This window comes from Hyphomonas sp. UBA4505, assembly GCF_002388685.1.
GTDB lineage: Bacteria > Pseudomonadota > Alphaproteobacteria > Caulobacterales > Hyphomonadaceae > Hyphomonas.
Genome location: NZ_DGMZ01000011.1, coordinates 340,517 through 364,518, shown reverse-complemented (window position 1 = coordinate 364,518; position 24,002 = coordinate 340,517). Strand labels below are relative to the sequence as shown.

General features: G+C 57.9%; 22 protein-coding genes. 12 read left to right on the top strand and 10 right to left on the bottom strand.

All coding sequences use genetic code 11. The annotated features are described in order from the left end of the window. The first annotated feature begins 8 nt into the window (after positions 1-8). On the top strand, positions 9-911 hold the full coding sequence (locus tag B3527_RS08965) for a hypothetical protein (RefSeq protein ID WP_290481964.1): 903 nt from the start codon (positions 9-11) through the stop codon (positions 909-911). A 49-nt stretch (positions 912-960) separates the two neighbouring features. On the opposite strand, the gene nfsB is transcribed toward B3527_RS08965, so the two are convergent. Together nfsB and B3527_RS08955 are read right to left on the bottom strand one after the other, a co-directional pair. Continuing rightward, positions 961-1,626, bottom strand: coding sequence for an oxygen-insensitive NAD(P)H nitroreductase (gene nfsB / locus B3527_RS08960; protein WP_206992782.1), 666 nt, complete (start codon positions 1,624-1,626; stop codon positions 961-963). A 52-nt stretch (positions 1,627-1,678) separates the two neighbouring features. Beyond that, on the bottom strand, positions 1,679-2,563 hold the full coding sequence (locus B3527_RS08955; protein WP_290478889.1) for a DUF4437 domain-containing protein: 885 nt from the start codon (positions 2,561-2,563) through the stop codon (positions 1,679-1,681). Positions 2,564-2,711: 148 nt separating this feature from the next. Here B3527_RS08955 and B3527_RS08950 point away from each other — a divergent pair, with 148 nt between their 5' ends. The 4 genes from B3527_RS08950 to B3527_RS08935 all read left to right on the top strand — a co-directional run bounded on the left by B3527_RS08950 (position 2,712) and on the right by B3527_RS08935 (position 6,655). Next, on the top strand, positions 2,712-3,044 hold the full coding sequence (locus tag B3527_RS08950) for a winged helix-turn-helix transcriptional regulator (protein WP_290478890.1): 333 nt from the start codon (positions 2,712-2,714) through the stop codon (positions 3,042-3,044). A 241-nt stretch (positions 3,045-3,285) separates the two neighbouring features. Continuing rightward, positions 3,286-5,196 carry an alpha/beta hydrolase family protein gene (locus B3527_RS08945; protein ID WP_290478891.1) on the top strand — a complete coding sequence of 637 codons (1,911 nt, stop codon included), beginning with the start codon at positions 3,286-3,288 and terminating at the stop codon, positions 5,194-5,196. 159 nt (positions 5,197-5,355) lie between these two features. Beyond that, the gene (locus B3527_RS08940) at positions 5,356-6,048 is read left to right on the top strand and encodes a response regulator transcription factor (RefSeq protein WP_034813738.1); all 693 of its coding nucleotides are present in this window, start codon (positions 5,356-5,358) and stop codon (positions 6,046-6,048) included. Then, on the top strand, positions 6,020-6,655 hold the full coding sequence (locus tag B3527_RS08935) for an alpha/beta fold hydrolase (RefSeq protein ID WP_290478892.1): 636 nt from the start codon (positions 6,020-6,022) through the stop codon (positions 6,653-6,655). Before B3527_RS08940 ends, B3527_RS08935 begins: the two co-directional genes overlap by 29 nt. Here the strand turns inward: B3527_RS08935 and B3527_RS08930 are convergent. Further along, complete coding sequence (locus B3527_RS08930) at positions 6,600-7,079, bottom strand: DUF3995 domain-containing protein (protein WP_206992777.1); 480 nt, start codon at positions 7,077-7,079, stop codon at positions 6,600-6,602. The two genes, B3527_RS08935 and B3527_RS08930, sit on opposite strands and share 56 nt — an antisense overlap. A gap of 109 nt (positions 7,080-7,188) precedes the next feature. Between B3527_RS08930 and B3527_RS08925 the strand changes: the two genes are divergently transcribed. Further along, positions 7,189-7,653 (top strand): peptidylprolyl isomerase, encoded by a 465-nt coding sequence (locus tag B3527_RS08925; RefSeq protein ID WP_290478893.1) that lies wholly within the window; start codon positions 7,189-7,191, stop codon positions 7,651-7,653. A gap of 22 nt (positions 7,654-7,675) precedes the next feature. Continuing rightward, positions 7,676-9,280 (top strand): stimulus-sensing domain-containing protein, encoded by a 1,605-nt coding sequence (locus B3527_RS08920; RefSeq protein WP_290478894.1) that lies wholly within the window; start codon positions 7,676-7,678, stop codon positions 9,278-9,280. Positions 9,281-9,284: 4 nt separating this feature from the next. On the opposite strand, the gene acs is transcribed toward B3527_RS08920, so the two are convergent. Next, positions 9,285-11,231 (bottom strand): acetate--CoA ligase, encoded by a 1,947-nt coding sequence (gene acs / locus B3527_RS08915; protein ID WP_290478895.1) that lies wholly within the window; start codon positions 11,229-11,231, stop codon positions 9,285-9,287. A gap of 37 nt (positions 11,232-11,268) precedes the next feature. Further along, the gene (locus B3527_RS08910; protein ID WP_290478896.1) at positions 11,269-12,558 is read right to left on the bottom strand and encodes a DcaP family trimeric outer membrane transporter; all 1,290 of its coding nucleotides are present in this window, start codon (positions 12,556-12,558) and stop codon (positions 11,269-11,271) included. 179 nt (positions 12,559-12,737) lie between these two features. On the opposite strand from B3527_RS08910, the gene B3527_RS08905 reads away from it, so the two are divergent. Then, on the top strand, positions 12,738-13,373 hold the full coding sequence (locus B3527_RS08905; protein ID WP_206992772.1) for a response regulator transcription factor: 636 nt from the start codon (positions 12,738-12,740) through the stop codon (positions 13,371-13,373). Here B3527_RS08905 and B3527_RS08900 read toward each other — a convergent pair. From B3527_RS08900 to B3527_RS08885, 4 genes are all read right to left on the bottom strand, one after another. Next, on the bottom strand, positions 13,346-16,834 hold the full coding sequence (locus tag B3527_RS08900; protein ID WP_290478897.1) for a PAS domain-containing hybrid sensor histidine kinase/response regulator: 3,489 nt from the start codon (positions 16,832-16,834) through the stop codon (positions 13,346-13,348). The two genes, B3527_RS08905 and B3527_RS08900, sit on opposite strands and share 28 nt — an antisense overlap. A gap of 147 nt (positions 16,835-16,981) precedes the next feature. Further along, entirely contained in the window at positions 16,982-18,757 is a 1,776-nt protein-coding gene (locus B3527_RS08895; protein ID WP_206992770.1) for a sodium:solute symporter family protein, read from the bottom strand. Between the two features lie 4 nt (positions 18,758-18,761). Next, positions 18,762-19,028, bottom strand: a complete 267-nt coding sequence (locus tag B3527_RS08890) for a DUF4212 domain-containing protein (RefSeq protein WP_242517509.1) — start codon at positions 19,026-19,028, stop codon at positions 18,762-18,764. Between the two features lie 124 nt (positions 19,029-19,152). Next, complete coding sequence (locus B3527_RS08885) at positions 19,153-19,368, bottom strand: hypothetical protein (protein WP_206992768.1); 216 nt, start codon at positions 19,366-19,368, stop codon at positions 19,153-19,155. 209 nt (positions 19,369-19,577) lie between these two features. Between B3527_RS08885 and B3527_RS08880 the strand changes: the two genes are divergently transcribed. Together B3527_RS08880 and pth are read left to right on the top strand one after the other, a co-directional pair. Continuing rightward, positions 19,578-20,231 (top strand): 50S ribosomal protein L25/general stress protein Ctc, encoded by a 654-nt coding sequence (locus B3527_RS08880; RefSeq protein ID WP_206992767.1) that lies wholly within the window; start codon positions 19,578-19,580, stop codon positions 20,229-20,231. Between the two features lie 86 nt (positions 20,232-20,317). Continuing rightward, positions 20,318-20,920: an aminoacyl-tRNA hydrolase gene (gene pth, locus B3527_RS08875; protein WP_290478898.1), complete on the top strand. Its 603-nt coding sequence runs from the start codon at positions 20,318-20,320 to the stop codon at positions 20,918-20,920. Positions 20,921-20,929: 9 nt separating this feature from the next. Here pth and B3527_RS08870 read toward each other — a convergent pair whose 3' ends face one another. Continuing rightward, complete coding sequence (locus B3527_RS08870; RefSeq protein ID WP_290478899.1) at positions 20,930-21,853, bottom strand: Gfo/Idh/MocA family protein; 924 nt, start codon at positions 21,851-21,853, stop codon at positions 20,930-20,932. A gap of 169 nt (positions 21,854-22,022) precedes the next feature. On the opposite strand from B3527_RS08870, the gene B3527_RS08865 reads away from it, so the two are divergent. Both B3527_RS08865 and B3527_RS08860 read left to right on the top strand, forming a co-directional pair. Beyond that, complete coding sequence (locus B3527_RS08865; protein ID WP_290478900.1) at positions 22,023-23,045, top strand: NADP-dependent oxidoreductase; 1,023 nt, start codon at positions 22,023-22,025, stop codon at positions 23,043-23,045. A gap of 2 nt (positions 23,046-23,047) precedes the next feature. Further along, entirely contained in the window at positions 23,048-23,959 is a 912-nt protein-coding gene (locus B3527_RS08860) for a hypothetical protein (protein WP_290478901.1), read from the top strand. Positions 23,960-24,002 lie beyond the last annotated feature (43 nt).

Below are 24,002 nucleotides of genomic sequence, written 5' to 3'. Positions count from 1 at the left end.
AGCAAAACATGGTTCGCAGCATCATAGTCGGAATGATCGCAGCATGCATGGGGGGCGCAGCGACAGCGGAGGTGGATTTATCCAAACTCAGGGCTCAGATTGAGCGCGCAGTGAAAAGTGAGGACTTGTCCGCAATAACCACAGTGTTCGGACCTGAAGTCCGGATCATGCCGGAATACCAGAAGACAATGACCGGACCGGACCATGCGGCCCTGTACTACAAGACGCTGTTTGACGGCATCGACATCAATTTGTTTGACAAAACCCTCACCGAGACAATTCCGATCGACATGCTAAAAGTGGACATCGGCGCGTTCACTCTGAACTATACTGCAGCGCAGTCCGCTGAGGCGAAGGAAGTATCCGGGCACTACTTCGATGTCTGGGAAGAAAGTGCGGCTGGCGATTATGTGCTGATCGCACAAGCTTGGAATTTCGACAGCGTGTACACGGAAATCCGGGAAACCACGATGTTCGACACTCTGTCTGGCATACATCTGGCCTTCACGCCATCAGTCCCAGTCGATTCCGGCGCGGCGTTCGATCACCTCGCCGTCAACCTGTACAATGATGCTGCGATGATAAGACAGCAATCCGACATTCTCTACCATGTCTACTCAGAAGATGCCGTTATGTACCCACATGACAGTGGACCGAGAGTTGGGCAGGAGGCCATCAAGGAATTCCTTGAAGACTATACGTCTGGCTGGCCCAGTTTTGACTATATAAAAACGGCGTCACACAGAATAGAAGGCACCGCACCTTACGCAATGTCACTGATATCCTACAATCTGCGCTGGGACTCATTGGATAATTCCGGCGTCTCCATCGGCAAGGGCATCCGCATCATGAAACGAAACGAGGATGGATCATTGCGAACCTACAGGCTTATATCAATGCACGACCAATAAAGTTGCGTCGCCGCCCCGGCGCGGGTGAGCAACCGGGACGGCGAACAGGTCAGACCTCTGTCAGAATATCCGGATATGGAAGGCGGGACTTCGGGAGCGAGGCGTTATAGTCCTGCTCAGGATCGTGATATCCGAGCGGCACAACAACGAGCGAGGAGAAGCCCCTCTCGCGCAGGCCGAACTCGGCGTCGAGCACTGCCGTTTCAATGCCTTCCATCGGCGTGGAGTCTATGCCCAAGGTGGCTGCGCCCAACATGAACTGGCCAATATTCAGATAGACCTGCTTATCCATCCAGTGCTGGACATCCTTCAAGTCCTGCTTATGGAGGTTCACGAACATTGACCGGCCACCGTGCATGGCGGGCTTGTGCGTGTCTTTGTCCACATCGAAGCGACCGTCTTTGTCTTCCTGTTCCAGCACATGCTGGAGATAGTCTTCATCCACGGCAAGGCGGCTGGCAAACACCACGACATGCGAAGCGTTCAGGATCGAGGGGCGGTTGAAGGGGTACTTCTCTGTTGCCTTGGCAACGCGCGCCTTGCCTTCCGGTGTTGAGGCGAGAATGAAATGCCAAGGCTGGATATTCGTGCTTGATGGACTGAACCGCAACAGCTCTTTCAGCTTTTCCACATTCTCGTCAGAGATCCTACGTTTGGGGTCGTAGGCCTTCGTCGTGTAACGGGCCTTGGCGTAGTGAGTGATATCATGTTTCATGGGAGGGTCCTTTGATACTTGGAAAAATGGAAAGTTTCGGGAGGGGGATTGATCAGCTCTTTGCAGAGACGATTTCGAATTCGCCTTCGGACCGGACATAGAAAAGGCAATCCGCGTCCGCGCCGCAGGCGAGATTATCGCTTGTGTTGGCCTCAAGGCCGACATAGCCTCCCGGCGCAAAGGGCGCCGATTCCGCCTTGCCCTTCAGGTGCACTTCTGGCGCGCCAGAAATCGCCACAACCCGCAGGTCACTTTGATTACTGCGCAGGCGGGCGGCCTGCCCAGCCGGCAGTTTGACCAGTGCGCCTTGTGCGCCATTGTTTTCCGGGGAGTTCCAAAGAAACGAAATTTTCGCGCCGCCGTCCCGGTCGATCCAGGTAATGTCTGAGGCATCAAGCCAAACGAGATTGGTGTGATCAAGGTTCACCGGGCGTTCGCCCGAATCGAAGGACTCATCCGTAGGTTTTACGAGATATGGACCGTCATCAATCTCGACATAGGCCATGTTGAACGCATCACCGGCCAACGTGACATGGGCCTCACCCGCCGGCTGGGTCCAGAATGAGCCGGCCGGCAGCCACATATCGGCCGCTCCCGGATCGTCATTGTGGATCACCCCTTCAATCACGACCCCGCGATATGTCACGTTGTGAATGTGGGGCGGAGACGAGAAACCTTCCTTGAACTGAACGAGGAAACCGGATTCACCGGCGGAGGTGCGATCCCCCCAAAGCGTTCCGGCCCGTGGACTTGCATCGCCCCGCGCCGGGTTGAGCGGGCCCCATTCAACCGCTGAGACCGGGACGATATCCGCCCCTGACACACCGCGAGAAACATCCGGCGCGCTGGCGCATCCAGCGCCAGCAGATACGAACAGTAGCGCGCTCAACGCGCCAAAGGGGATTTTGCGTAAGATTTCAGTCAGGGACATGGCCATTCTTGGGTCTCTTGAAGGGTGATTGGAAAGCAGGTTGCGTTACGGGATGTGGGCTCAATTGGTTGACGCCCCCCGATTTATTTATACAAACCAATTTCACAAGTACGCACAATTTTGGCCTATACGCACAGAAAGTATACTGTAGAATATGACCCGCTTTGAAAAGTATGACTGCTCCGGCGGCTGCCCCGTGGAAGCTGCATTGGAAGTGATTGGCGGCAAGTGGAAAGGCGTCACGCTGTTTCACCTGCTGGACGGCGTGAAACGGTTTAACGAGTTGCAACGTGATGTCGGCAACGTCACCCAACGCATGCTAACCAAGCAGCTACGCGAGCTTGAAGATGCCGGCCTCGTCAATCGTGAGGTCTATCCAGTGGTCCCGCCAAAGGTGGAGTACAGCCTGACCAAAAAGGGCGAAACCCTGCGTCCGATCCTCAACGCACTGAAACACTGGGGCGAGACACATGTCATGACCAGCTAAGCATTCAAAGGCTGGCCATTTAAGTACGAGCAATTTGAATCACTCCACCCCTCGTATAGTTTGAAGCAATTTGAAATTGCAATCCTGCATTCCTGACCTTAGCCTTGAGACGATTCACTAAAGAAGAAGGCCGGGAATGCATCCAATACTATTCAAGCTCTTAGTATGTTTTGTGCTTTCATTTGCTTGCAGCGCGAATGTTTTCGCTGACTATCCAGCTGCATATGTTGGAAAAGCGGAATTGCGCGACATTGCCGTCTCTCCGGACGGCACAGCGCTCGTTCTTTTGAAGACGGGCCACCAGGATGATATCGTCCAGAAGTTCGGGTGGGACGAGATCATGGTTGAGGACAGCGCCACCGGCGACACTCGATTAGAGATCAAGCAGACCTACACGTATTACAGTAAATCCGTGAACTGGCTATATGATTGGGTATCATGGCCATTCGATGACACTATTCTGTCGAGCGCCGTCGAGTTCACCGTTTCCGGAGACAAGTTCAAATCACGCTCAGTATTTCTGACCATCAACCCCGAAACGGGTGAAAAGAAAGTCCTCGCAGCCAGCAGAAAGAGAAACCTCGACAAGGAGCTCGATTCACCAAAGCTCATTGCGAGCGATGCAGAACGTCGCGAAGTCACTCTGGCCATACACAAAAAAGCATCTGTTGAGCTTGTTTCCATCAATGTGGACACAGGCAGGCAGCGTTTGCTGGATACAGCGAATTCGCGAACCCTAACATGGCTTCTGGATGACTCGATGCGTCCCGTAATGCGGATAGAAAAAAGCAAATCCGGCGGACTTCACCAATACTATTCAAGCCAGGATGGCGGTCGGAACTGGACACTGAGATTTCAACACGATCCTCTCAATGAAGGATTCTATCCGGTTTCCTATTCCTCGAAGAACAACAAATTTATCGTCGTGTCCCGGCCCGCAGACGCAGAGCATGCCGGCCTCTACGAATTCGATCTCCACACTGGTCAATTCGGCAAACAACTCTTCAGCGATTCCGAGTACGATCTCAGCTCCGCGCGCAAAAGACGCGGGTCTGATGACCTGCTCTACTCCGCACTCTGGAAGGATAAGCTCGAAAAGCACTGGTTCACACCAGAAGATGCCAAACTGGGACGAGCAATCGACTCTGCGCTTCCTGATGAAGCCAACTGGTCCGTATTCGACATGAGTCTGCATGGGCAGGCTTGGGTGATATATGTCAGCTCCCCAATCAATCCGGGAGCATATTATGTTTTGCGCAATGACCTGAAAAGACTTCGCAAGATTTCAGACGCGCGGCCTCATATCGATCTCAGTACGACATCAATGCCGCGACGGGTTGATTACCAGACTTCTGAAGGCCTTGCATTGCGGGGATATTTCACACCCTCCACACGTTCACCAGGTCACGCTCCGCTAATCGTCATGCCTCACGGCGGTCCTGTGTCTCGAGACGTGATGGATTGGGACGGATGGGCCCAGTATTTTGCGCATCGCGGATACGCAGTCTTTCAACCCCAGTTTCGCGGCTCTGGTGGCTTCGGCCAAACATTTGAGCGTCTGGGGCACGGCGAGTGGGGTAGAGCGATGCAACAAGACATTGCGGACGGAGTACACGCCCTCGAACAAGCCGGGCTGGTGAGTCCAGACCAGCCAAGAAGCATCGTGGGCGCGTCCTATGGCGGCTACGCTGCACTGGCAGCCGCAACCATGACTCCCGATGCCTACCAATGCGCGATAAGTTATGCAGGGGTGAGTGATCTTCCGCGCATGCTACGTCAGTACGACCCCTCAGACGCAGTGGACGCTTTCGTTCGGAATATCTGGACACAACGCATGAACAATGGACGCGATGATGAGACCGAATTGTGGCATCGGTCTCCAATATCCTACATTGAATATCTCAAGGCACCCGTGTTCCTGATTCATGGGACGGATGACGAAATCGTTCACATGGATCAGACCACTGCGTTCTATGATGCTGCGGTACAGGCTGGGAGACAGGCTCAAATACTCTTGCTGGATCATACCGGCCACCAGATTTACAGCGATGATACAAACACAGATTTGCTCGTCGCGATGAACACCTTTCTGGTGCAATGCATGCCGCCCGCCCCAAAAACGCCGACAACCAATGGAGCCAATCTCCCTTAAAATGCCGTAATGTGAGCCTTCGCTCGCCTTGATCCCTTGATTTCATTGCAATTGCATTGAAGGAGGGCTTTTGCCGTGACGCGAACCATGTTTGAACACCGTAGTGCAAGAAGACCGGATCCCGTTCACGGATATGGGTTGGTTGAGAAGGATAGAGCGATGACGACATTGGCGCTGGTGGATGATGACGAGAATATCGTTGCGTCCCTGAAGATCTTCTTCGAGGCCGAGGGCTATGATGTGCGCACCTACCATGATGGTGAGACGGCTCTCCCGGCATTAACGGAGACGCCGCCCGACATCGCTATACTGGACGTGAAAATGCCCCGTATGGACGGTATGGAATTGCTGCGTCGCCTGCGCCAGACCTCCGAATTGCCAGTCATCTTTCTGACGTCAAAAGACGAGGAAATCGACGAAGTTATCGGCTTCAATATTGGCGCCGACGATTTCGTGCGCAAACCCTGCTCCAATCGCCTGCTAGCGGAACGCGTCAAAGCCGTGCTCCGGCGTGCCCGCGGCGGCGTGGCCGGATCTGAAGAAGGTGACCAGAAGCCAATCGTGCGTGGCAAGTTGACGCTTGATCCGAACCGTCACGCCTGTACGTGGGATGGACATCCGGTCCGCCTGACCGTCACCGAATTTCTGATCCTGCAAGCGCTCGCCCAGCGCCCTGGCTATGTCAAAAGCCGCGACCAACTGATGGACGCCGCCTATGATGATCAGATCTACGTCGACGATCGCACCATCGACAGCCACATCAAGCGGCTTCGCAAGAAGTTCCGCGAAGTGACCGACGAATTCGATGCGATCGAGACCCTGTATGGCGTCGGCTACCGCTACACTGAATAGGCGCGGCACTTCGGAGATCTATATCGGCGGGGCGGGCGATACCCGCACCCGTCTCGTGGCCGCTTATGCGGAAGCGCGGCAACGTGACTTTGCGCATGAGGCCCATCATGATGCGCACTATTTTCCGCATTACGCGTTGCGGCGCATTCTCAATCTGGCCCGTCAGCACGCCGATGCCGGCCGCACGTTGATACTGGTCGGACATAGTTGGGGCGGCGATACAGCGCTTCGTGTATTGAAGGCGCTCCAACCGCGCCGGGTAGATTTGCTTGTCTGCGTTGATCCAGTTCCCAAATCCCGGCTGAATCCCCCTCCGACTCCACGCAACGCCCGTCGGATCATCCATGTTGATGCAAGGCCAAGTCATCCGAATCGATCGGACCAGGTGAAGGAGATGGGGCAATGGTTCGGCGGCACGCTGCGCCGAAGATTGTCGTCCGCCGATACGCGCATCGTCGCCGATCTGAATCATTTCGCCTTCGCCCAAATGATGTTGGCGCCCGGTGAAGACGGCCTGTCCGCTGCCCACCATATCAACGAACTGGACAGTCCTAAGCGATCCCGAGGCGCCAGCTCCAATTCGGCAAGCTCAGGACAAGTAAAATGAATCCCAGCCCGATCAGGAAGCTCAACGGCGAATACACACGTCGGTTAAGTGTTAGAAAAGGCGATTCAGGCGACGAGCGCTCGAACGCTGGCAGGACGCCGATGATACCCCGCCCAAGAAACACCGTCCCTGCTCCCAGTCCTGCCAGGACCAACACACCTTTCTGGATGACAGACGGCAAAGGCAGAGAAAAATACCCGCCCAGCCAAGCTGCCAGGACGGCGGCCGCAAACAGGCAAAGCGCTACCATGAAGCAGGAAAATGCCGACGGCATCTTGGTTATACCCCGACGGCCCACGACCGCGCGGGCAAGTGCCTGCTCATTCGCACACGGGAAATTGCTGCCAAACGCCCACAGCAGGTGCAGACAGCCGAGAACGAACAACACAGCCACCAGAATAGGTGAAATGAACGGTGCAATCATGCGGACACTCCTGCGGCAATGCGGGGCAGTAAAATGCGCCGCCCACTTGCCGTTCCCTCCATCATTCAATAGCCAGACACGAGACTAACACAAGCAATAGGATAACTTCATGGCAGACCCGGAAAATACGCTTCTCCTCGAAACCTCCAAAGGCTCGGTAAAAATCGACCTGCGTCCCGACCTGGCCCCCGGCCATGTCGAACGCATCAAGGAGCTGGCCCGCGAAGGCTTTTACGACGGCATCGTCTTTCACCGCGTGATTGATGGATTCATGGCGCAAGTCGGTTGTCCACAAGGCACCGGCATGGGCGGTTCTTCCAAGCCGGACCTGAAGGCAGAATTCAATGCCGAACCCCATGTCCGCGGCACATGTTCCATGGCCCGCACATCGGCCCCGAACTCGGCAAACAGCCAATTTTTCATCTGCTTTGACGATGCCAGCTTCCTGAACCGCCAATATACGGTCTGGGGTCAGGTCAGCGAGGGTATGGACGTAATCGACCAATTGGCCAAGGGAGAGCCACCGCGGAACCCTGACAAGATTGTCAGCATGAAAGTGGCTGCCGACGCCTGATCTCAGGCAGGTAGAATCCCGTATGACGGACAGGAAAATCAGGCGAAAGGCGATTGCGCGCCACGGGTCGAAGATCTTCGGCTCACGCATCGCGCGTCTGATTTTCGCGTCCAATCTTGCGGGACTGGCCATCCTCATTATCGGCGCGATGGTTCTTAACGAAATGCGTGCCGGTTTTGTTGTCTCCAAGAAGCAGGATCTTGTTGCGCAAGCTCAGATTTTTACCAGCTTGCTTGGCGACGATGCAACCACGCCTGCCCCCATGCTCGATGATGAAGCCGCGCGCCAGACGATCGTGCGCCTTAACCTGCCCGAACGGGTTCGCGCACGTATCTATTCACCCGATGGCGAACTTGTTGGCGACAGCTTCTATCTTTCAGAGCGGGTCGACATTGACGCCCTGCCGCCGCTACAGGAGCCCAGCAGTTTTGCCAGGCTAGGTGCCAATCTGTCGGAATGGGCAAGCCGTACGCTCGGCCCGATCATGCCCCGGCGCAGTTCTGATGCGCTCGTCGCTCAGAGCTTTGAGGAAGAATTCGAGATCGCCGTGCGCGGTCAGGAAGCGGCCAGTCAGCGCTTTTCAGACCGGGGCCAGCGGATCATTTCCGTTTCCATGCCGATCCAGCGTGTGTCTGCTGTCGTGGGTGTCCTGACACTGGAATCGAATGATATTGATGAGATCATTCGCTCCGAACGCGCTGCACTCATCCCCTTCATCGGGGTCGCAGTTCTTGTCGCTTTCGTCACATCGGTCCTGCTGACTCTTGGTATTGCCCGCCCACTGCGCCGTCTATCGGTTGCAGCAGACCGTATCCGGGCCGGCGCTTCTGATCGGATCGACATTCCGGCCCTGACCAATCGCAAGGACGAGATCGGCAACCTGGCCGCCTCCATGCAAAGCATGACCGAAGCATTGCTCGAACGGATTGAAGCAAATGAACAATTCGCTGCTGATGTGGCCCATGAGCTGAAGAACCCCCTCACCTCTATCCGCTCGGCCGTCGAAACCGCTGACCGGGTGCAGGATGATCCGGTCGCGCTTGAACGCCTGCGGCAAGTCATCGCCCAGGATGTGAAGCGACTGGACCGTCTGATTACAGATATTTCAAACGCATCCCGTATCGAAGCGGAAATGACGCGGGTGCCGACGGAGCAAATGGACATTGCCGGATTCGTCCACGATGTCGTGCAGACCTATGAAGCCTTCAGCCGCGAGGAGCGATCAGTATCGGTTCATTTCCGAGATGATACGATGGGTGCACGCCTGCTTGTCCGCGGGCGCGATGGTCCGCTCGGCCAAGTTGTTCGCAATCTGGTAGACAATGCGCGCTCTTTCTCGCCCCCTGGCGCAGAGGTCAATGTGATTGTCGACCAATCGAATGATGGCCCGCAAACCATCGCGCGGATCATGATCGAGGATAGCGGCCCGGGTATACCTGAAGACAAACTGGAAAAGATCTTCAGCCGTTTCTATACGGACCGCCCGGCTGGAACAGCTTTTGGCAACAATTCCGGCCTGGGACTCTCAATCGTACAACAGATAGTCACGACCCATCGCGGCAAGGTCTGGGCTGAAAACCGCGCAGAAGGGGGCGCGCGGTTCATTGTTGATCTTCCCGCGATCTAGGTCGTTACCGGTTCTTTCGGTTATCGATCAGATCATCGACAACTTCCGGTTCTGCCAATGTCGATGTGTCGCCAAGATTTGAATACTCGTTCTCGGCAATCTTGCGCAGGATGCGGCGCATGATCTTGCCAGACCGTGTCTTAGGCAGACCGGGCGCGATCTGGATAAGGTCAGGGCTCGCAATCGGACCGATTTCCTGGCGCACATGCTGGATCAGATTCTTGACCAGCGCATCATCCACTTCGACGCCCTGACGCAATGTGACATAGGCATATATGCCCTGCCCCTTCACATCATGCGGATAGCCAACCACAGCGGCCTCTGCGACAGCATCATGGCTGACCAGTGCGCTTTCGACTTCAGCGGTACCCATGCGATGACCGGAGACATTGATCACGTCATCAACGCGGCCGGTGATCCAGTAGAAGCCATCCTCGTCGCGGCGGCAGCCATCACCGGTAAAATACGTGCCGGGATAGGCCGTAAAATACGTGTCGATGAATCGCTGATGATCGCCGTAGACCGTTCTCATTTGTCCCGGCCAACTATCCGTGATCAGCAGATTGCCGTCGGCCGCGCCTTCCAATTCGTTACCGTCCGCGTCCACCAGCACTGGCTTCACGCCAAAGAAAGGATGACTGCCGGCGCCCGGCTTCATTTCGGTCGTGCCCGGCAACGGAACAATCATGGTACCGCCTGTCTCGGTCTGCCACCAAGTGTCGACGATCGGACACCGCGCTTCACCTACGACGTGGAAATACCATTCCCATGCTTCCGGATTGATCGGTTCGCCAACTGTGCCCAGCAAACGGATCGACTTGCGCGATGTCTTGTTCACTGGCTCTTCGCCTTCGCGCATCAGTGCGCGAATAGCGGTTGGCGCGGTGTAGAAGATGGTAACGTTCTGCTCGTCGCACACCTGCCAGAACCGCGAAGCATCCGGATAGGTCGGCACACCTTCAAAGACGAGACTTGTTGCGCCATTTGCCAGAGGTCCGTACACGATATATGTGTGCCCGGTTACCCAACCCACATCTGCCGAACACCAGAACACGTCATCTTCCTTGAGGTCAAATACATACTCGTGCGTCATTGACGCCCAGACAAGATAACCGCCAGTGGTGTGCATCACGCCTTTAGGCTGCCCCGTCGAGCCAGACGTGTAGAGGATGAAAAGAGGATCTTCGGCATTCATCGGTTCGGGCGGGCAGTCGGCGGAGATACCCTCGGCAGCCTCGTGCAGCCAATAGTCCCGCCCCGCCTCCATGTTGACCTCAGCGCCTGTGCGCTTCACGACCAACATCTTCTCAACCACACCTCCGGCAATCTCGGCGGCCTTGTCGGCGTTTACCTTCAACGGCACACGGCGACCACCCCGCACGCCTTCATCGGCTGTGATGAGGAATTTCGAGTCGCAATCGGTAATTCGCCCTGACAATGCCTCGGGGCTGAAGCCCCCGAACACGATGGAATGTACTGCGCCAATTCGCGTGCACGCCAGCATCGCATATGTGGCTTCGAGAATCATCGGCATGTAGATCGTGACGCGATCGCCCTTTTTTACACCCATCTTCTTCAGCACGTTTGCGAACTTGCAGACCGCGGCGTGCAACTGGCGATAGGTCATCTTGTGGGTGTTGCCGGGCTCGTCGCCTTCCCAGATCAACGCGACCTTGTCACCACGCGTTTCCAAGTGGCGGTCCAGGCAGTTTGCCGACACATTAAGGACACCATCAGAATACCATTTCACATGTAGATCGCCGGTCTCCCAGGAGACATCCTTTACGACCGTGTAGGGTTTGATCCAGTCGAGCCGCTTGCCGTGCTCCCCCCAGAAAGCCTCCGGGTCTGAGATCGACGCGGCATACATCTCTCGATAGGTTTCCGGGCTCAGGTTCGCCTTTGCTGCAAACTCCGCCGGCACTGGATAGGTTTTCGCTGCGTCGCTCATGAAAGGCTCTCCGTCTGGCATGTTTTCTGTTCTCACCTCAGAATGCATACTTTGTCGAGAAGGTGAACCGGGTGATCGAGCCATCAGCTCCACTTTCGACCTCGCGGAGGCCGTGCATCAATTCGGTCCCCAGTGTCACATTCGGCGCAACGTCCCAGAGAATGGCCCCGAACACCGACTGGACAGACGATGTCACCGTGTCAGCCAGATAGTCCGGATTGTCGATGAACAGGCCGGAATAGCCGCCGCTAAACCGCGCCGTTTCCCCGAAAGCGTGGCGCCAGGCAATCAGCCCGCCATATGAGGGCACCGCTTCCAGCTCCCCGTTCGGGTCGAGGGCCGTCGAGCGGCTGGCGGCCAGCCCGACATAGCGGCCGATCCCGTCGCCTCCGACCAGGTTGAAGCGGATGTCATCGGTGTCCCCAACATTCAAGCGGCCCGAGACGCTGAGGCCATATCCGAAGGTTTCGTCTTCGACCGTGCCGAAATCGGCCCGCAGCTGGCGCGCGATGCCGGCGATCGAGACATTGCCGAATTCACCGCTCATATTGTAGCGGGCCACGACGTCCGGGATGAGATTCTCGTCCCGCGACCCCGAATTCAGGGTTGTCGTGTTCGGATTCTCGACGGCAAACATCCAGTTGCCATGCGTGTAACGTATCTGCGGCTGGCGCACGAACACCATGCCGTCCGACAGGATAAGAAAGCTTACGCTTTCCGGAATGGCTGACGTGTTCTGGAAGGTCGACCATTCCTGCCCGACCAGCCAGTTGCCATGTTTCATGAAGGCCCGACGCAAACGTGGCGAGTAGGAGTTCGAGACCAGTTCATTGCCCTGCCCCGATCCGAGGAAATCCATCTCGATATGCGCGCTGAGCGTCTTGTCGCCCACAGGCCGGGATGCGGCCAGGAAGAAACGAGAGGATTCAGCAGTAAAGTCCGTGGACGTTGTTCCGTCCCCACCGATGGGTGTCGCACCGGGAATGTAAAAGTCGCGCGCGATGGAACTGCCGGAGATGGTGCCATCGCTCAGCGAGGTGACATGCACGTCCGCATCCACAAAGCCGCCGAACTTCAGCGTCGTGTCACCGACCCTGAATCCATCTGTCGGAGGAGGAGGCGCGGCCTCCGGCTGGGCGGCGACCGGCTGGACGCGGACGATTTCTTCATGCCCGGCGCGCGTCGCGGCCAGTTCGGATTTGAGTTCGGAAACCATGGCCTCGAGCGCTGCGATCCGCGACTCAAGATCATCCGCTTCCGCAGCGGCGCCGAGACTTGTCGTCAGAGCTGCCGAAGACAACAGCAGGGCCTTGAAAGTACGAGACATGCATTCCTCCCTCATATTGATTATGAGAAGGAGTATCCGTTGCTTGTGCTCGGGCCGCCATTAGCCATTGGTGCTACGACAAAAGTCGTAGTGCGCTGCGGCGCGATCCATGACATACTACACAGGTTCTGGTTAAGTCCACAGACCGCAAAAGCGGCACGGATTCGGGGAGGAATATCGTGGTACAGGCACCGCGCGTGCTGATCGTGGACGACCATCCATTGTTTCGTGACGCGCTGGAAACCGCACTGGAATGCGCCTATCCCGCTGGCGCCGCCGCCTCGCATGCATCCAGTCTTTCAGATGCCCTGGCCCGCCTGCAGGCCGATGATGTGGATTTGGTGCTGCTTGATCTCAATCTCGGCGACTCGGCAGAGTTCGAGGGCCTTACCCGGCTGCGGGCCGCCAGGCCGGACTGCCCCGTTGTGGTTGTATCCGCCACGGAAACGCCAGAAGCCTTTGAAACGGCCCGTATGCTCGGTGCGGCCGGATACCTCCCCAAGAGCATGTCCCTGGACGACCTGTCGGCGGCGCTCGCCACGACGCTGGATGGGGGGCAATGGTTTCCGGAATGTGTCGGAAAGTCCCTGCCAGCCAATTGTGCCGCCGAACGCATTGCCAGCCTCACCCCGGCCCAGAGACGCGTGCTCGCCCGATTGTCCGATGGCCTGCTCAACAAGCAGATCGCCTATGAAATGGATATTTCTGTGGCGACGGTGAAGGCGCACATGACAGCGATCTTCCGGAAGCTCGGGGCGAACAATCGCACACAGGCCTTGCTGATCTATCAGGACGCCACATCGCTGACCGATTGAGCCGCGCTTTCCGTCCCTCCGGCAGTGGCACAGTCTTTCAGAAATTTGCGGATGTCCGCCGGATTGCTCGGCTTGTGAAGGATGGCAATGCCGACCGTCCTGGCGGATGACGATTCGGCGGTGGACGTGGCTGCGGTCAGCAATAAAACATTGTCGGCATGGGCGAGCCGCTTGCGTAGTCCCAGGAGCAGATCCAGTCCATTCTGCCCGTCGCCGAGATTGAGGTCTGCAATCACTGCGTCAAATTGCGCTGACTGCATGGCAGCCAGCGCCTCTTCAGGTGTCCGGACACAGGTCGCCTGACACTCCCAGCCTTTCAGCAACCGGCTCATGCCGTCAACAATGGCAGGCTCGTCATCCACGAACAGGACGCGCAGGCCGACCAGATCCCGGTCAGCCGGCTCAACCGGCGCCGACTGCATCCGGCGCGGGCGTCTATGCAATTCAGCCATTGGCACGGTCACCGAGAAAACACTGCCGCGACCCGGTGTCGACTGCACATCAATGGACGCCCCCATCAGACCTGCCAGACGGCGCACGACAGACAGGCCAAGCCCTGCTCCCCGAATGCCGGTATTGTCGGAATCCTCATACCGACGAAACTCCTCGAAGATCCGTTCCAGACGGTCTGCCGGTATGCCAGGCCCGGTATCGTGAACTTCGATCCTTACCGCATCCCCGCGTAGGCGTGCCCCGACAAGGACTCCGCCCGACTGTGTATATCGCCGGGCATTCGAGATGAGATTGCGCAGAATGCTCTTGAGAAAATCCGGATCGGCAAGCACTGCCAGCTGTGTGGGTGCCAGCCGCACGGAAAGCCCCGCCGCCTGCGCCATCGGAAGCGCCTCGTCGACCAGGTCTTCCATCAACGGGCCCAAGGGAAGGCGTACGGGGACTGCCTCGACCTGGCTATGGTCCAGACGGGATATGTCGAGCAATCCCTTGAGTAATTCATCTGCAGACTGAATGGATCGGTCCGCGCGTGCCGCCAGATCACATTCTGTGTCACTGGCCATGAGCGATCCAAGATACAGCCGCGCGGCGTTCAGCGGCTGCAACAGGTCATGACTCGCCGCAGCCAGGAAGCGCGTCTTGGACGCATTCGCGCCTTCCGCCTCTTTCCGGGCAAGGGTGAGATCTTCTGCCATTTGCTCAAGCTCACGGGTTCGCGTCTTGACCCGGCTTTCCAGCAACTCGTTTGCCTCAACCAGGGCGCGTTCACGCAGCTTGTCGTCGGTAATGTCAGCAAAAGTGGTGACATACCCGCCGCCCGGCATGGGGTTGCCGCTGATGCGCAGGTAGCGCCCGTCCGGATTTCGCCTTTCATAGGTATACGGACTGCCGGATCGCATATGTCCGACGCGCCTGCGCGCCTCCTCGACAGGATCCCCATCGATCCAGCCAGTGTGGATGTTGTGCTCGATCAGTTCAGCCACGGGAACACCAACGCCCACCTTGTCCGCCGGATAATCGAACAAGTCCACATAGGCCGTATTCCAAGCTACCAATCTTTGATCGGAATCCACGACGCTGATCCCCTGCGGGACATTCTCGAGCATGGATTGCAGCATGTGGCGTTCAAACCGGGCCGCCTGCGTCTTGTGATCCAGCATGGACAGAACATCCGGCAGGGCCACATCGCTGCCACCGATCGCCGAGGAAAGGACGACCCGTGCCGAAGATGAACCGAGTGCGCTGGCGAGCAGTTTCTCGGTGCGCTGGACCAGTCTCCAGTCCGCAGGCGCATCTCCGGTTGCGACAATACCTGTTTCAGTCTCGAACTGGTCAAAGGCATGGTCCACCGCTTCCGGCGTGAGAAAGCGGGAAGCGAGTGTCTTCAGGCCATTGGGCGACACCTGGAAGGCGTGGCTCTCGACCGCGCCTTCCGCGATCTCGACCACTTCATCGCCGCTGACAAAGGCGGATGCCTGAACCCGGTCCCTCAACCGTTCCCGTGATCGTATCGATACGATTGCGAACAGGAACAGATTGGTGCCAAGGCTCCACAGGACGCCATGGGTCAGACTGTCATCGATCCGCAATCCGAACAGAGCATGCGGGTCCAGAACCCTCGGCACAAGCGCGGCCATCGCATCATACCCGAAAATGGCGGGCAGGAAGAGCGTGTAGGCCCACAACCCCATCCCCGCGACCAGACCTGCGAGGACACCGGACCGACGCCCACCTCGCCAAGTGACCGCCCCGATCAGCGCCGGAGAAAATTGCGCTGCCGCGGCAAAGGACAGGAGGCCGATCTGGGCCAGCGCACCTGTCCCCGCCACGCGGTAATAGGCATAGGCGAGAAGCAGCACGACCACGATCACGATGCGCCGGGCCGACACGATCCTTGATCCGGCATCTCCGCTAAGGCTGGCAAATCGTCCGGACTGCATGATGGCCGGCACGACCAGATCATTCGTGACCATGGTGGACAGGGCGACAGTGGAGATGATGACCATGCCGGTCGCAGCTGAAAAGCCGCCCAGAAAGACGAGGGTCGCCAGCAGGCCATTGCCTTGTTCGAGAGGCAGATCCAGGACGAACAGATCCGGCTGCGCTGCCGCGCCGAAGAGGCTCAGACCAGCCATCGCGATGGGCACCACGACCAGACTCGTGAGCAACATGTAGAGTGGGAACACCCATCTGGCCGTATCAAGATCCTTCTGCCCCTGACGCTCGATCATGGCGACATGGAATTGGCGCGGCAGGCAGACAATGGCCGCCGTCGACAGAAGCGTCATGGTCAGGAATCGTTCCGACACGGAAAAGCGGTCAAAGGGCTGTGTGGCCAATTCACGATCCGGCAAGCCCCCCTGCACCAGAAGGAACACCGACAGGATCGCAACAGCCACCAGTGCGGCGAGCTTGAGCACGGCCTCCAACGCCAGCACGCGCATCAGGCCGGAATTGTGCCGCGTGGCGTCCGACTGTCGCGTGCCGAACAGGATGGCAAAAATCGCCAGCACAATAGCGGTCAGCAGAACTGTTTCATTGGTCGGTGTGTTGATCGCGCCGTCTGCGCCATATGCCAGTGCCTGAAAGCTCATGCCGATGGATTTCAGCTGCAGTGCGATATAGGGCAGACTTCCTGCGACGGCGGCCAGCGTTGCAGCGGCAGCAACCGCGCGGCTCTTGCCATACCTGGCCGACAGGAAATCAGACAAGGAAGAGATGCCCTCTCGCTGTGTGACATCGCCGATCCGGCGCACGATGCCGGGAAATGCCACGAAGACGAGCGTCGGGCCAAGATAGATGGTCAGATAGTCCCACCCGCTTTGCGCCGCAGTGCCAACCGCGCCGAAATAGGTCCAGGAGGTACAGTAGACGGCCAATGCCAGCGCATAGACGAGCGGATGCTGGACAAAGCCCGGCCGCGTGGCTTGCCGGTCGCCCTGCCAGGCGATCAGGAACAATCCAAGCATGTAGAGCGTCGTTGCGCCCAGGATCAGCCAGACTGGCATGAACACCTCTCTATGCGTCTTCCCCCAGCATACACGTACTGACGCCCCGGCAAATGCGCCCTTTGTCTAAAGCCTCTGCTGCAGGCATGAAAAAGCGGGCGGCCCGGAGAGGGAGGCCGCCCGCAGCAATCACCGGGAAGTGGCGCGCTACTCTGCCGGGATCGGCGCCATGTCCTGATCGGCGATGCCATGCGGCGAGCGCTGTCCGGGGACCCGGATGTCCTCGACCAGGTCCTGGATGTCCTGCGGAGGCGGGGCCGTGACAAGGGCCACCACGATCCCCACAGCCAGGGACAGGAACATGAACAGGAAGCCGATGCCTTCAGGCGACACACCGAACCACCAGTTCGCCGGATCCGTGTCGACGAACTTGAAGTAGTAGATGTAGCTGAAGGTCGAGACGAGCCCCGTCAGCATGGACGCAATCGCGCCTTCCCGGTTCATCCGCTTCCAGAAGATGCCCAGAACGATGACCGGGAACAGGGACGCTGCCGCCAGTCCGAAAGCGAAGGCCACCACCTGCGCCACGAAGCCCAGCTTGGCCGTGTTCATCCCCATGATTCCAGCCAGGATCACGGCTCCGGCGGCCGAGACCCGTGCCACTCGCAACTCGTCCTTGTCCGACATGCCGGTAAAGAAGGTACGTCGGCACAGATCGTGTGAGATCGATGACGATATGACCATGAGCAAGCCTGCCGCCGTGGACAGGGCCGCGGCAAGCCCGCCTGCCACCACGAGCCCGATCACCCAGGCCGGCAGATTGGCAATGGACGGATTGGCCATCACGAAGATGTCTCGATCCAGCTTGGTGACCTCATTTTCGTCCCCGGCGCGGTACTGGATGATGCCATCGCCATTCTTGTCCTCGACGCCGAGCAGGCCCGTCTTTTCCCAGTCCTTGAACCATTTCGGGGTCGGCTTGCCGCCGGCCGCAAGGATCGCCGCCGCTTCGGCGTCATAGTCGGCATCATCCGCGATATAGGTCGACTCGTTCACTGTATCGATGAAGTTCAGACGGGCGAATGAAGCCACCGCAGGTGCGGTCGTATAGAGCAGTGCGATGAAGACCAGCGCCCACCCCGCCGACACACGGGCCGCGCCCGGGCTTGATACGGTGAAGAAGCGGATGATCACGTGCGGCAGGCCGGCGGTGCCGAACATTAGCGCGCCGGTGATCGCAAAGACATCGATCATCGACTTGTTGGTCTGGGTGTATTCGAGGAAACCCAGATCCTGCACCACCGTGTTCAGCTTTTCGAGCATCGCCACATCCTCGCCGCGCACATTCGAGATGAACCCCAGCTGCGGGATCGGATTGCCCGTGATGATCAGGGAGATGAAGATCGCCGGAACCGTATAGGCAAAGATCAGCACGCAATATTGCGCCACCTGGGTGTAGGTGATGCCTTTCATGCCGCCCAGAACCGCATAAACGAACACAATCGCCATGCCGACCATGATGCCCGTATTGAACTCGACCCCCAGGAAGCCGGAAAAGGCCACGCCGACGCCCTTCATCTGGCCGGCAATATAGGTGAACGAGACGAACAGGGCACACATCACGGCGATCAATCGGGCCGTGGTCGAATAATACCGGTCCCCCACGAAATCCGGCACAGTGAACTTGCCGAACTCTCGCAGGAACGGCGCCAGCAAAAGCGCCAGAAGCACATAGCCGCCGGTCCAGCCCATAAGGTAGACCGAACCGCCATAGCCTAGGAAGGCGATCAGGCCCGCCATCGACAGGAAGGAGGCTGCCGACATCCAGTCGGCCGCCGTTGCCATGCCATTGACAGTGGGGTGAACATCATGGCCGGCCACATAGAAATCATCCGTAGACGAAGCCCGAGCCCACACGGCGATCGCGATATAGGTGCCGAACGTGCCGACAACCCAGAAATATGTCCAGAAGTCCTGTCCCATCGTCTCAGGCCTCCACGCCGTATTTCTTCTCGAGACGGTTCATGGCGCGGCAGTAGTAGAAGATCAGTCCGACGAAGACATAGATCGATCCATTCTGCGCAAACCAGAAACCGAGTGGCGCACCGCCAATCGAGAGATTGTCCAGCAGGTCGCGGAACAGGATGCCCGCCCCGTATGACACTACAAACCAGATGACGAGCAGGCTGAGGGTCAGGCGGATGACATCCCGCCAATACCCTTTCGCATCAATTTCCTTGCTTGGTTCCGACACTTTTTCCTCCCTGACATTTTTATCTGTGCGGGGTTCCGCAGCTTGCAGGCTGCCGGAAGCGGACGGAATGGAAAAGATAAACTTTGGTCTAAGACGATGATCCGGGTCATCCGGTCCTGCGCCATCAATCCTCTGAGGATGGCTGCCGCACTTTGCCGGTTGCATGAGTATGGCGCCATTCCGCGACCCCTCCCAGCATCAGCCAGGCCGACAGGACAAGTCCACCCGCGAGATAGACTTCACGAAAGCCCAGCCCCGGCTGGAGTATGGCCACGGCCAGCCGAACGGCGAAGACGAGCCCTAGCAGTATGCCGAGCGCCAGCATGATATGATGTTTCACGGGCAGAATCCTCCAGAACGGAGCATACACGCGCCACGCACTTCGGACAGGGGGGACTTTGGTCTAAGGGGGCTGCTGCCGTGCCCTTGCCATTCCGGACGGTATGGGCTATCCGCGCGCCTTCAGAAACGGCGGCGCAAGGCCGTTCGTGTCAGCTTCTTACCTCATCCCAAGATGGAGAGGCGGAGTCGAGGGCGAAAGGAAACCCCATGTCGAAATCCAAGATTAGTTTCAATGTCGAACTGCGTGAGCGCGTAGGCACCGGCGGATCCCGCGCAGCACGTCGTGAAGGCCTCGTGCCCGGCGTTCTTTATGGTGGTGGTGAAGACCCCGTCGCGATCTCCCTGAAGCGCAACGAAGTGCTCAAGGCCATCGAAACCGGTCACTTCCTGTCGTCGACTGCAACACTCGTTCACAAGGGCGAGAAGCAGATGGTGATCCCACAGGCGATCCAGATGCACCCGGTCTCCGATCAGCCCATGCACGTCGATCTGTTCCGCGTCAGCCGCGATCAGAAGATCAAGGTCGAAGTCCAGGTTCACTTCATCGGCGAAGAAGTTTCCCCTGGCCTCAAGAAGGGCGGCACGCTCAACGTGGTGCGTCACACGGTCGAACTTCTGGTTCCAGCCGGCAACATTCCGGAATCCCTGGAAGCAGACGTTTCCGAGTTGGAAGTCGGCGACAATGTGAAAATCTCCGACATCAAGTTGCCGGGCGATGCAGAGCCAACCATCACCGACCGCGACTTCACGATCGCCACGATCGCTGGCCGTACGGCAACCACCGAAACCACGACGGAAGAAGGTGAAGAGGCCGAAGGCGAAGAGCCAGCAGCCGAAGCTGACGCAGAGTCGGAAGACTGATCGGTACATTATGGTCTCGTGTGTCCAGCCTTTTGGGGCTGGGCACACAGCCAAACCCTGCTAATTCGGAAGAGGGAGGCCAAGCCGTGCTCATTCTTTCCGGTCAGGGTAATCCAGGCGAAAAATATGCGAAGAACCGGCACAATGCCGGTTTTCTTGTCTTGGACGAGATCCATGCCGCCCATGGATTCCAACCCTGGCGCTCCAAATTCGAAAGCGAGATTGCGGAGGGCTTTATCGGCCCCGGCCGCATCAAGACCCTGCTGGTGAAGCCGCAGACTTTCTACAATGAGACCGGGCGTGCGCTCTCCAAAGTGGCTCAGTTCTACAAGCTCTCTCCGGAAGATATCGTTGTCCTGCATGACGAGATCGACCTTGCGCCTGGCCGCGTCCGCCTGAAACAGGGTGGCGGTCATTCCGGCAATAATGGCGTTCGCTCGATGATTGCCCACCTCGGCGAGAACGTGCGCCGCGTGCGAATTGGTGTCGGCCACCCCGGCGACAAGTCGCGGGTCATGCCTTACGTATTGTCCGATTTCTCAAGAGCCGACCATGACTGGTTCGATCCGCTGGTCAGGGCGATTTCCGACGCGCTGCCTTTCCTCGCCGACGGCGATGATGAACGCTTCCAAACCGAAGTGATGCGTCTTGCCCCAGCGCCAAAGCACGATCCCAAACAGAACCGATAGCGCCGTCGGTTAGCCGTCGAGTTTGGCCAGTACCGACTTTTCAGCGGCTTCTGCCATGGCAACAGCGCCGACCGTACCATGCGCGGGAACAGGGCTGCGCCCCAAACCGAGGCAGGCTGCGTAGAAACCCTCATCAGCGGCTCCCAGAGGGTCCGGCAGATCCGCAGCGATCTCTACCCTCACATCATATGGCGTCGTATTGACCAGTTGCCGTGTCAGGAAGTCGATGGAGATCTCGCCCGACGGATAGACAACGTGCATGGAACGCTGGCGCGCTTCCGCTGCCCGGCTGGCCATCAGACGCGCCACGCCACCGCTCGCATAGGTGAACTGGGCGTTTGCTTCGTCGATATGATCAGAATGAACCCGCTTGCCACTCGCCATGACGCCGGTGAACTCATTCCCCATCATCATCGCGGCAAGGTCCAGATCGTGGATCATGAGATCCCAGATGACCGAGACATCGCCTGCACGATTGTCTGGCGCCGGCGGTCCGGCGCGGAGGGATTCGATCAGCAGGGGTGTCTCTTCGATCGCCAGCACGCCCATTGCCCGCGCGACAAACCGCTCCTGATGCCCCACCTGCAGGATACGGCCGCGGGCCGCGGCCTCATCAGCGAGATCACGCGCAGCCTTGCCGGTCAGCGCCAGCGGTTTCTCGACGAGCACATGGCAGTGCGCCTCAATGGCCTGCCGCGCCAGCTTTTCATGCCAGATAGCCGGAACCGCAATGACGATTGCATCACACGCATCCAGAAATGCCTCGTAATTGTCGAAACCCTTGGCGCCGAACTGGCTGGCGATCCGCGTCGCGCGCTCAAGATCGATGTCGTAAACACCGACAAGCTCGGTTCGGGCAGACGCAGCGGCCTTCTGGGCGTGATAGTTTCCAAAAACTCCGGCGCCCGCGACGCCGACTTTTAGTGTGGTCATAACAGATTAGCCCTCTTCCCACCTTAAAGACACTGCATCGCCAAGTGCTGCAAGTCTTGGGCTCAGGCCTCGCTCACACAGAGAATTACAGAATCTTTCCGTCGCCCCCCTTCACACGTCCGGTATGCCGGTCCACTTACGCCTCTACAAAATAGAGGAAGGAAACATCATGACTGCACTCACATCCACCGAATGGTCCCTTGCCGCCCGCCCGGTTGGCATGCCGAAATTGTCAGATTTCCAGATGAAAACCATCGACATCGCCCCACCCGGCGCTGGCGAAATCCAGGTCAAGAATGAGTGGATGTCGGTCGACCCTTATATGCGCGGCCGCATGCAGGACCGCGAAAGCTATGTTCCGCCGTTCCAGATCGGTGAAACCATGCAAGGTGGCGCTGTGGGCCGCGTGACGGTTTCCAACCACCCAGACTACAAGGAAGGCGATCTCGTCTCCTCCATGGCAGGCTGGCGCACGGCGTGGGTTGGCAAGCCCGAAATGGCCATGGCTCAGAAGCTTCCCGAAGTCGGCCTGCCGGAAAGCGCGTTTCTTGGCGTCGCAGGCATGCCGGGCCTGACGGCCTATGCAGGTCTGCTACGGGTGGCCGAACTGAAAGAAGGCGACACGGTCTTCGTGTCCGGTGCAGCCGGTGCGGTCGGCTCAACAGTGGTCCAGATTGCCAAGATCAAAGGCTGCACTGTGATTGGTTCGGCGGGCGGCAAAGAGAAATGCGACGTCGTCAAATCGCTCGGCGCGGATCATGTCATCGACTACAAGGCCGCTGGCGGCTTCGACGGACTTGTCAAAGCGCTGCGCGAAGCAGCTCCCAAAGGCATTGATGTCTATTTCGACAATGTCGGCGGCGATCACCTGACCGCTGCTATCGAAGTTGCCCGGCCAATGGCGCGTTTCGCCGAATGCGGCATGATTGCGCAATACAATGAGACCGGCCAACCAACCGGCCCGCACAATGTTATTCAGATCGTCGGCAAACAGTTGAAGATCCAAGGTTTCATTGTATCTACGCATGCCGATATGCAGCCCGACTTTTTCCAGGACATGGCAAAGTGGATTCCGTCTGGTCAGATGAAATACGAAGAGACCGTCAAAGAGGGTATCGAAAAGGCACCCGAAGCATTCATCGGCCTGTTTGAAGGCGCCAATACCGGCAAGATGCTGGTCAAGCTGGGGTAGTTATGTCGCGTCTGTTTGATGCCTATATCATGGTGGACTGGAGTGCCGCGTCCAAACCTGTGACGGGCAAGAACTCCATCTGGATCGGGATTCTTGCAAAAGATGCCCGGCTCAAGCTGCAGTACCAGTCCGTCAATATTGATACGCGCCTCAAGGCGCGGACTTTCCTTGATGGCATCATCGCCAAGCTGACAGGGCGCGGAGACCGCGTCCTGATCGGCTTTGACTTCTCGCTAGGTTATCCGGCAGGCACCGCGGCCGCATTGGGCCTCGACACATCGACCAAGGCACCTTGGCAGGCCATGCATGCGCACCTGGCATCCAAGATGAAGGACAAGGCCGACAATTCCAATCCGCGCTACGCGATTGCGGCAGGCATGAATTATGCGATCTCGAAAGGACCTTTTCCTTTCTGGGGGGCTCCCGCACGCGATGTCGTCTCGACACTCTCCGACAAGAAGCCGGAATTCAGCGGTCAGGTCCTACCTGAGTACCGTATCGTGGAAACCCATCTGAGAGACTCAAAGCGTGGACAGCCGAAATCGGTCTGGCAGTTGGCTTATACGGGTAGCGTGGGCAGCCAGTCGCTGACCGGAATTCCCCATGTGCACGCGCTCAGGCAGTCACTACCCTCCTCACGCATCTGGCCATTCGAATTCGAGGATGGCGAGATGACCGAGGAGACGCTTGAAGGCATTCAGGTCGTTATTGCCGAAGTCTACCCGTCACTCATTCCCTCAAAGCCGGAAAAGGGGGAAACGCCAGATGCTGCACAAGTCCGCCAGATCGCCCATTACTATTCGGAAATGGACGAAAAAGGCCGGTTGAATGGGCGAATTTCCACAAATAGTTCTCTTGACGAGGGAAAAATATCGCAAATTCAGTCAGAAGAGGGCTGGATTCTCGGCGCATAGCCCGTCTTTATTGGGCTTTCGTCATATTCACGCCTTACGAATC

What these genes read in the sequence shown, in the direction of transcription:
- B3527_RS08865 (WP_290478900.1), top strand. Translation starts at nt 22,023, where the DNA reads ATGACTGCACTCACATCCACCGAATGGTCCCTTGCCGCCCGCCCGGTT.
- B3527_RS08910 (WP_290478896.1), bottom strand. Translation starts at nt 12,558, where the DNA reads ATGTCTCGTACTTTCAAGGCCCTGCTGTTGTCTTCGGCAGCTCTGACG.
- B3527_RS08930 (WP_206992777.1), bottom strand. Translation starts at nt 7,079, where the DNA reads ATGATTGCACCGTTCATTTCACCTATTCTGGTGGCTGTGTTGTTCGTT.
- B3527_RS08955 (WP_290478889.1), bottom strand. Translation starts at nt 2,563, where the DNA reads ATGGCCATGTCCCTGACTGAAATCTTACGCAAAATCCCCTTTGGCGCG.
- B3527_RS08920 (WP_290478894.1), top strand. Translation starts at nt 7,676, where the DNA reads ATGACGGACAGGAAAATCAGGCGAAAGGCGATTGCGCGCCACGGGTCG.
- B3527_RS08895 (WP_206992770.1), bottom strand. Translation starts at nt 18,757, where the DNA reads ATGGGACAGGACTTCTGGACATATTTCTGGGTTGTCGGCACGTTCGGC.
- B3527_RS08935 (WP_290478892.1), top strand. Translation starts at nt 6,020, where the DNA reads ATGGCGTCGGCTACCGCTACACTGAATAGGCGCGGCACTTCGGAGATC.
- B3527_RS08870 (WP_290478899.1), bottom strand. Translation starts at nt 21,853, where the DNA reads ATGACCACACTAAAAGTCGGCGTCGCGGGCGCCGGAGTTTTTGGAAAC.
- B3527_RS08950 (WP_290478890.1), top strand. Translation starts at nt 2,712, where the DNA reads ATGACCCGCTTTGAAAAGTATGACTGCTCCGGCGGCTGCCCCGTGGAA.
- B3527_RS08940 (WP_034813738.1), top strand. Translation starts at nt 5,356, where the DNA reads ATGACGACATTGGCGCTGGTGGATGATGACGAGAATATCGTTGCGTCC.
- B3527_RS08900 (WP_290478897.1), bottom strand. Translation starts at nt 16,834, where the DNA reads ATGCCAGTCTGGCTGATCCTGGGCGCAACGACGCTCTACATGCTTGGA.
- nfsB (WP_206992782.1), bottom strand. Translation starts at nt 1,626, where the DNA reads ATGAAACATGATATCACTCACTACGCCAAGGCCCGTTACACGACGAAG.
- B3527_RS08965 (WP_290481964.1), top strand. Translation starts at nt 9, where the DNA reads ATGGTTCGCAGCATCATAGTCGGAATGATCGCAGCATGCATGGGGGGC.
- B3527_RS08880 (WP_206992767.1), top strand. Translation starts at nt 19,578, where the DNA reads ATGTCGAAATCCAAGATTAGTTTCAATGTCGAACTGCGTGAGCGCGTA.
- acs (WP_290478895.1), bottom strand. Translation starts at nt 11,231, where the DNA reads ATGAGCGACGCAGCGAAAACCTATCCAGTGCCGGCGGAGTTTGCAGCA.
- B3527_RS08860 (WP_290478901.1), top strand. Translation starts at nt 23,048, where the DNA reads ATGTCGCGTCTGTTTGATGCCTATATCATGGTGGACTGGAGTGCCGCG.
- B3527_RS08925 (WP_290478893.1), top strand. Translation starts at nt 7,189, where the DNA reads ATGGCAGACCCGGAAAATACGCTTCTCCTCGAAACCTCCAAAGGCTCG.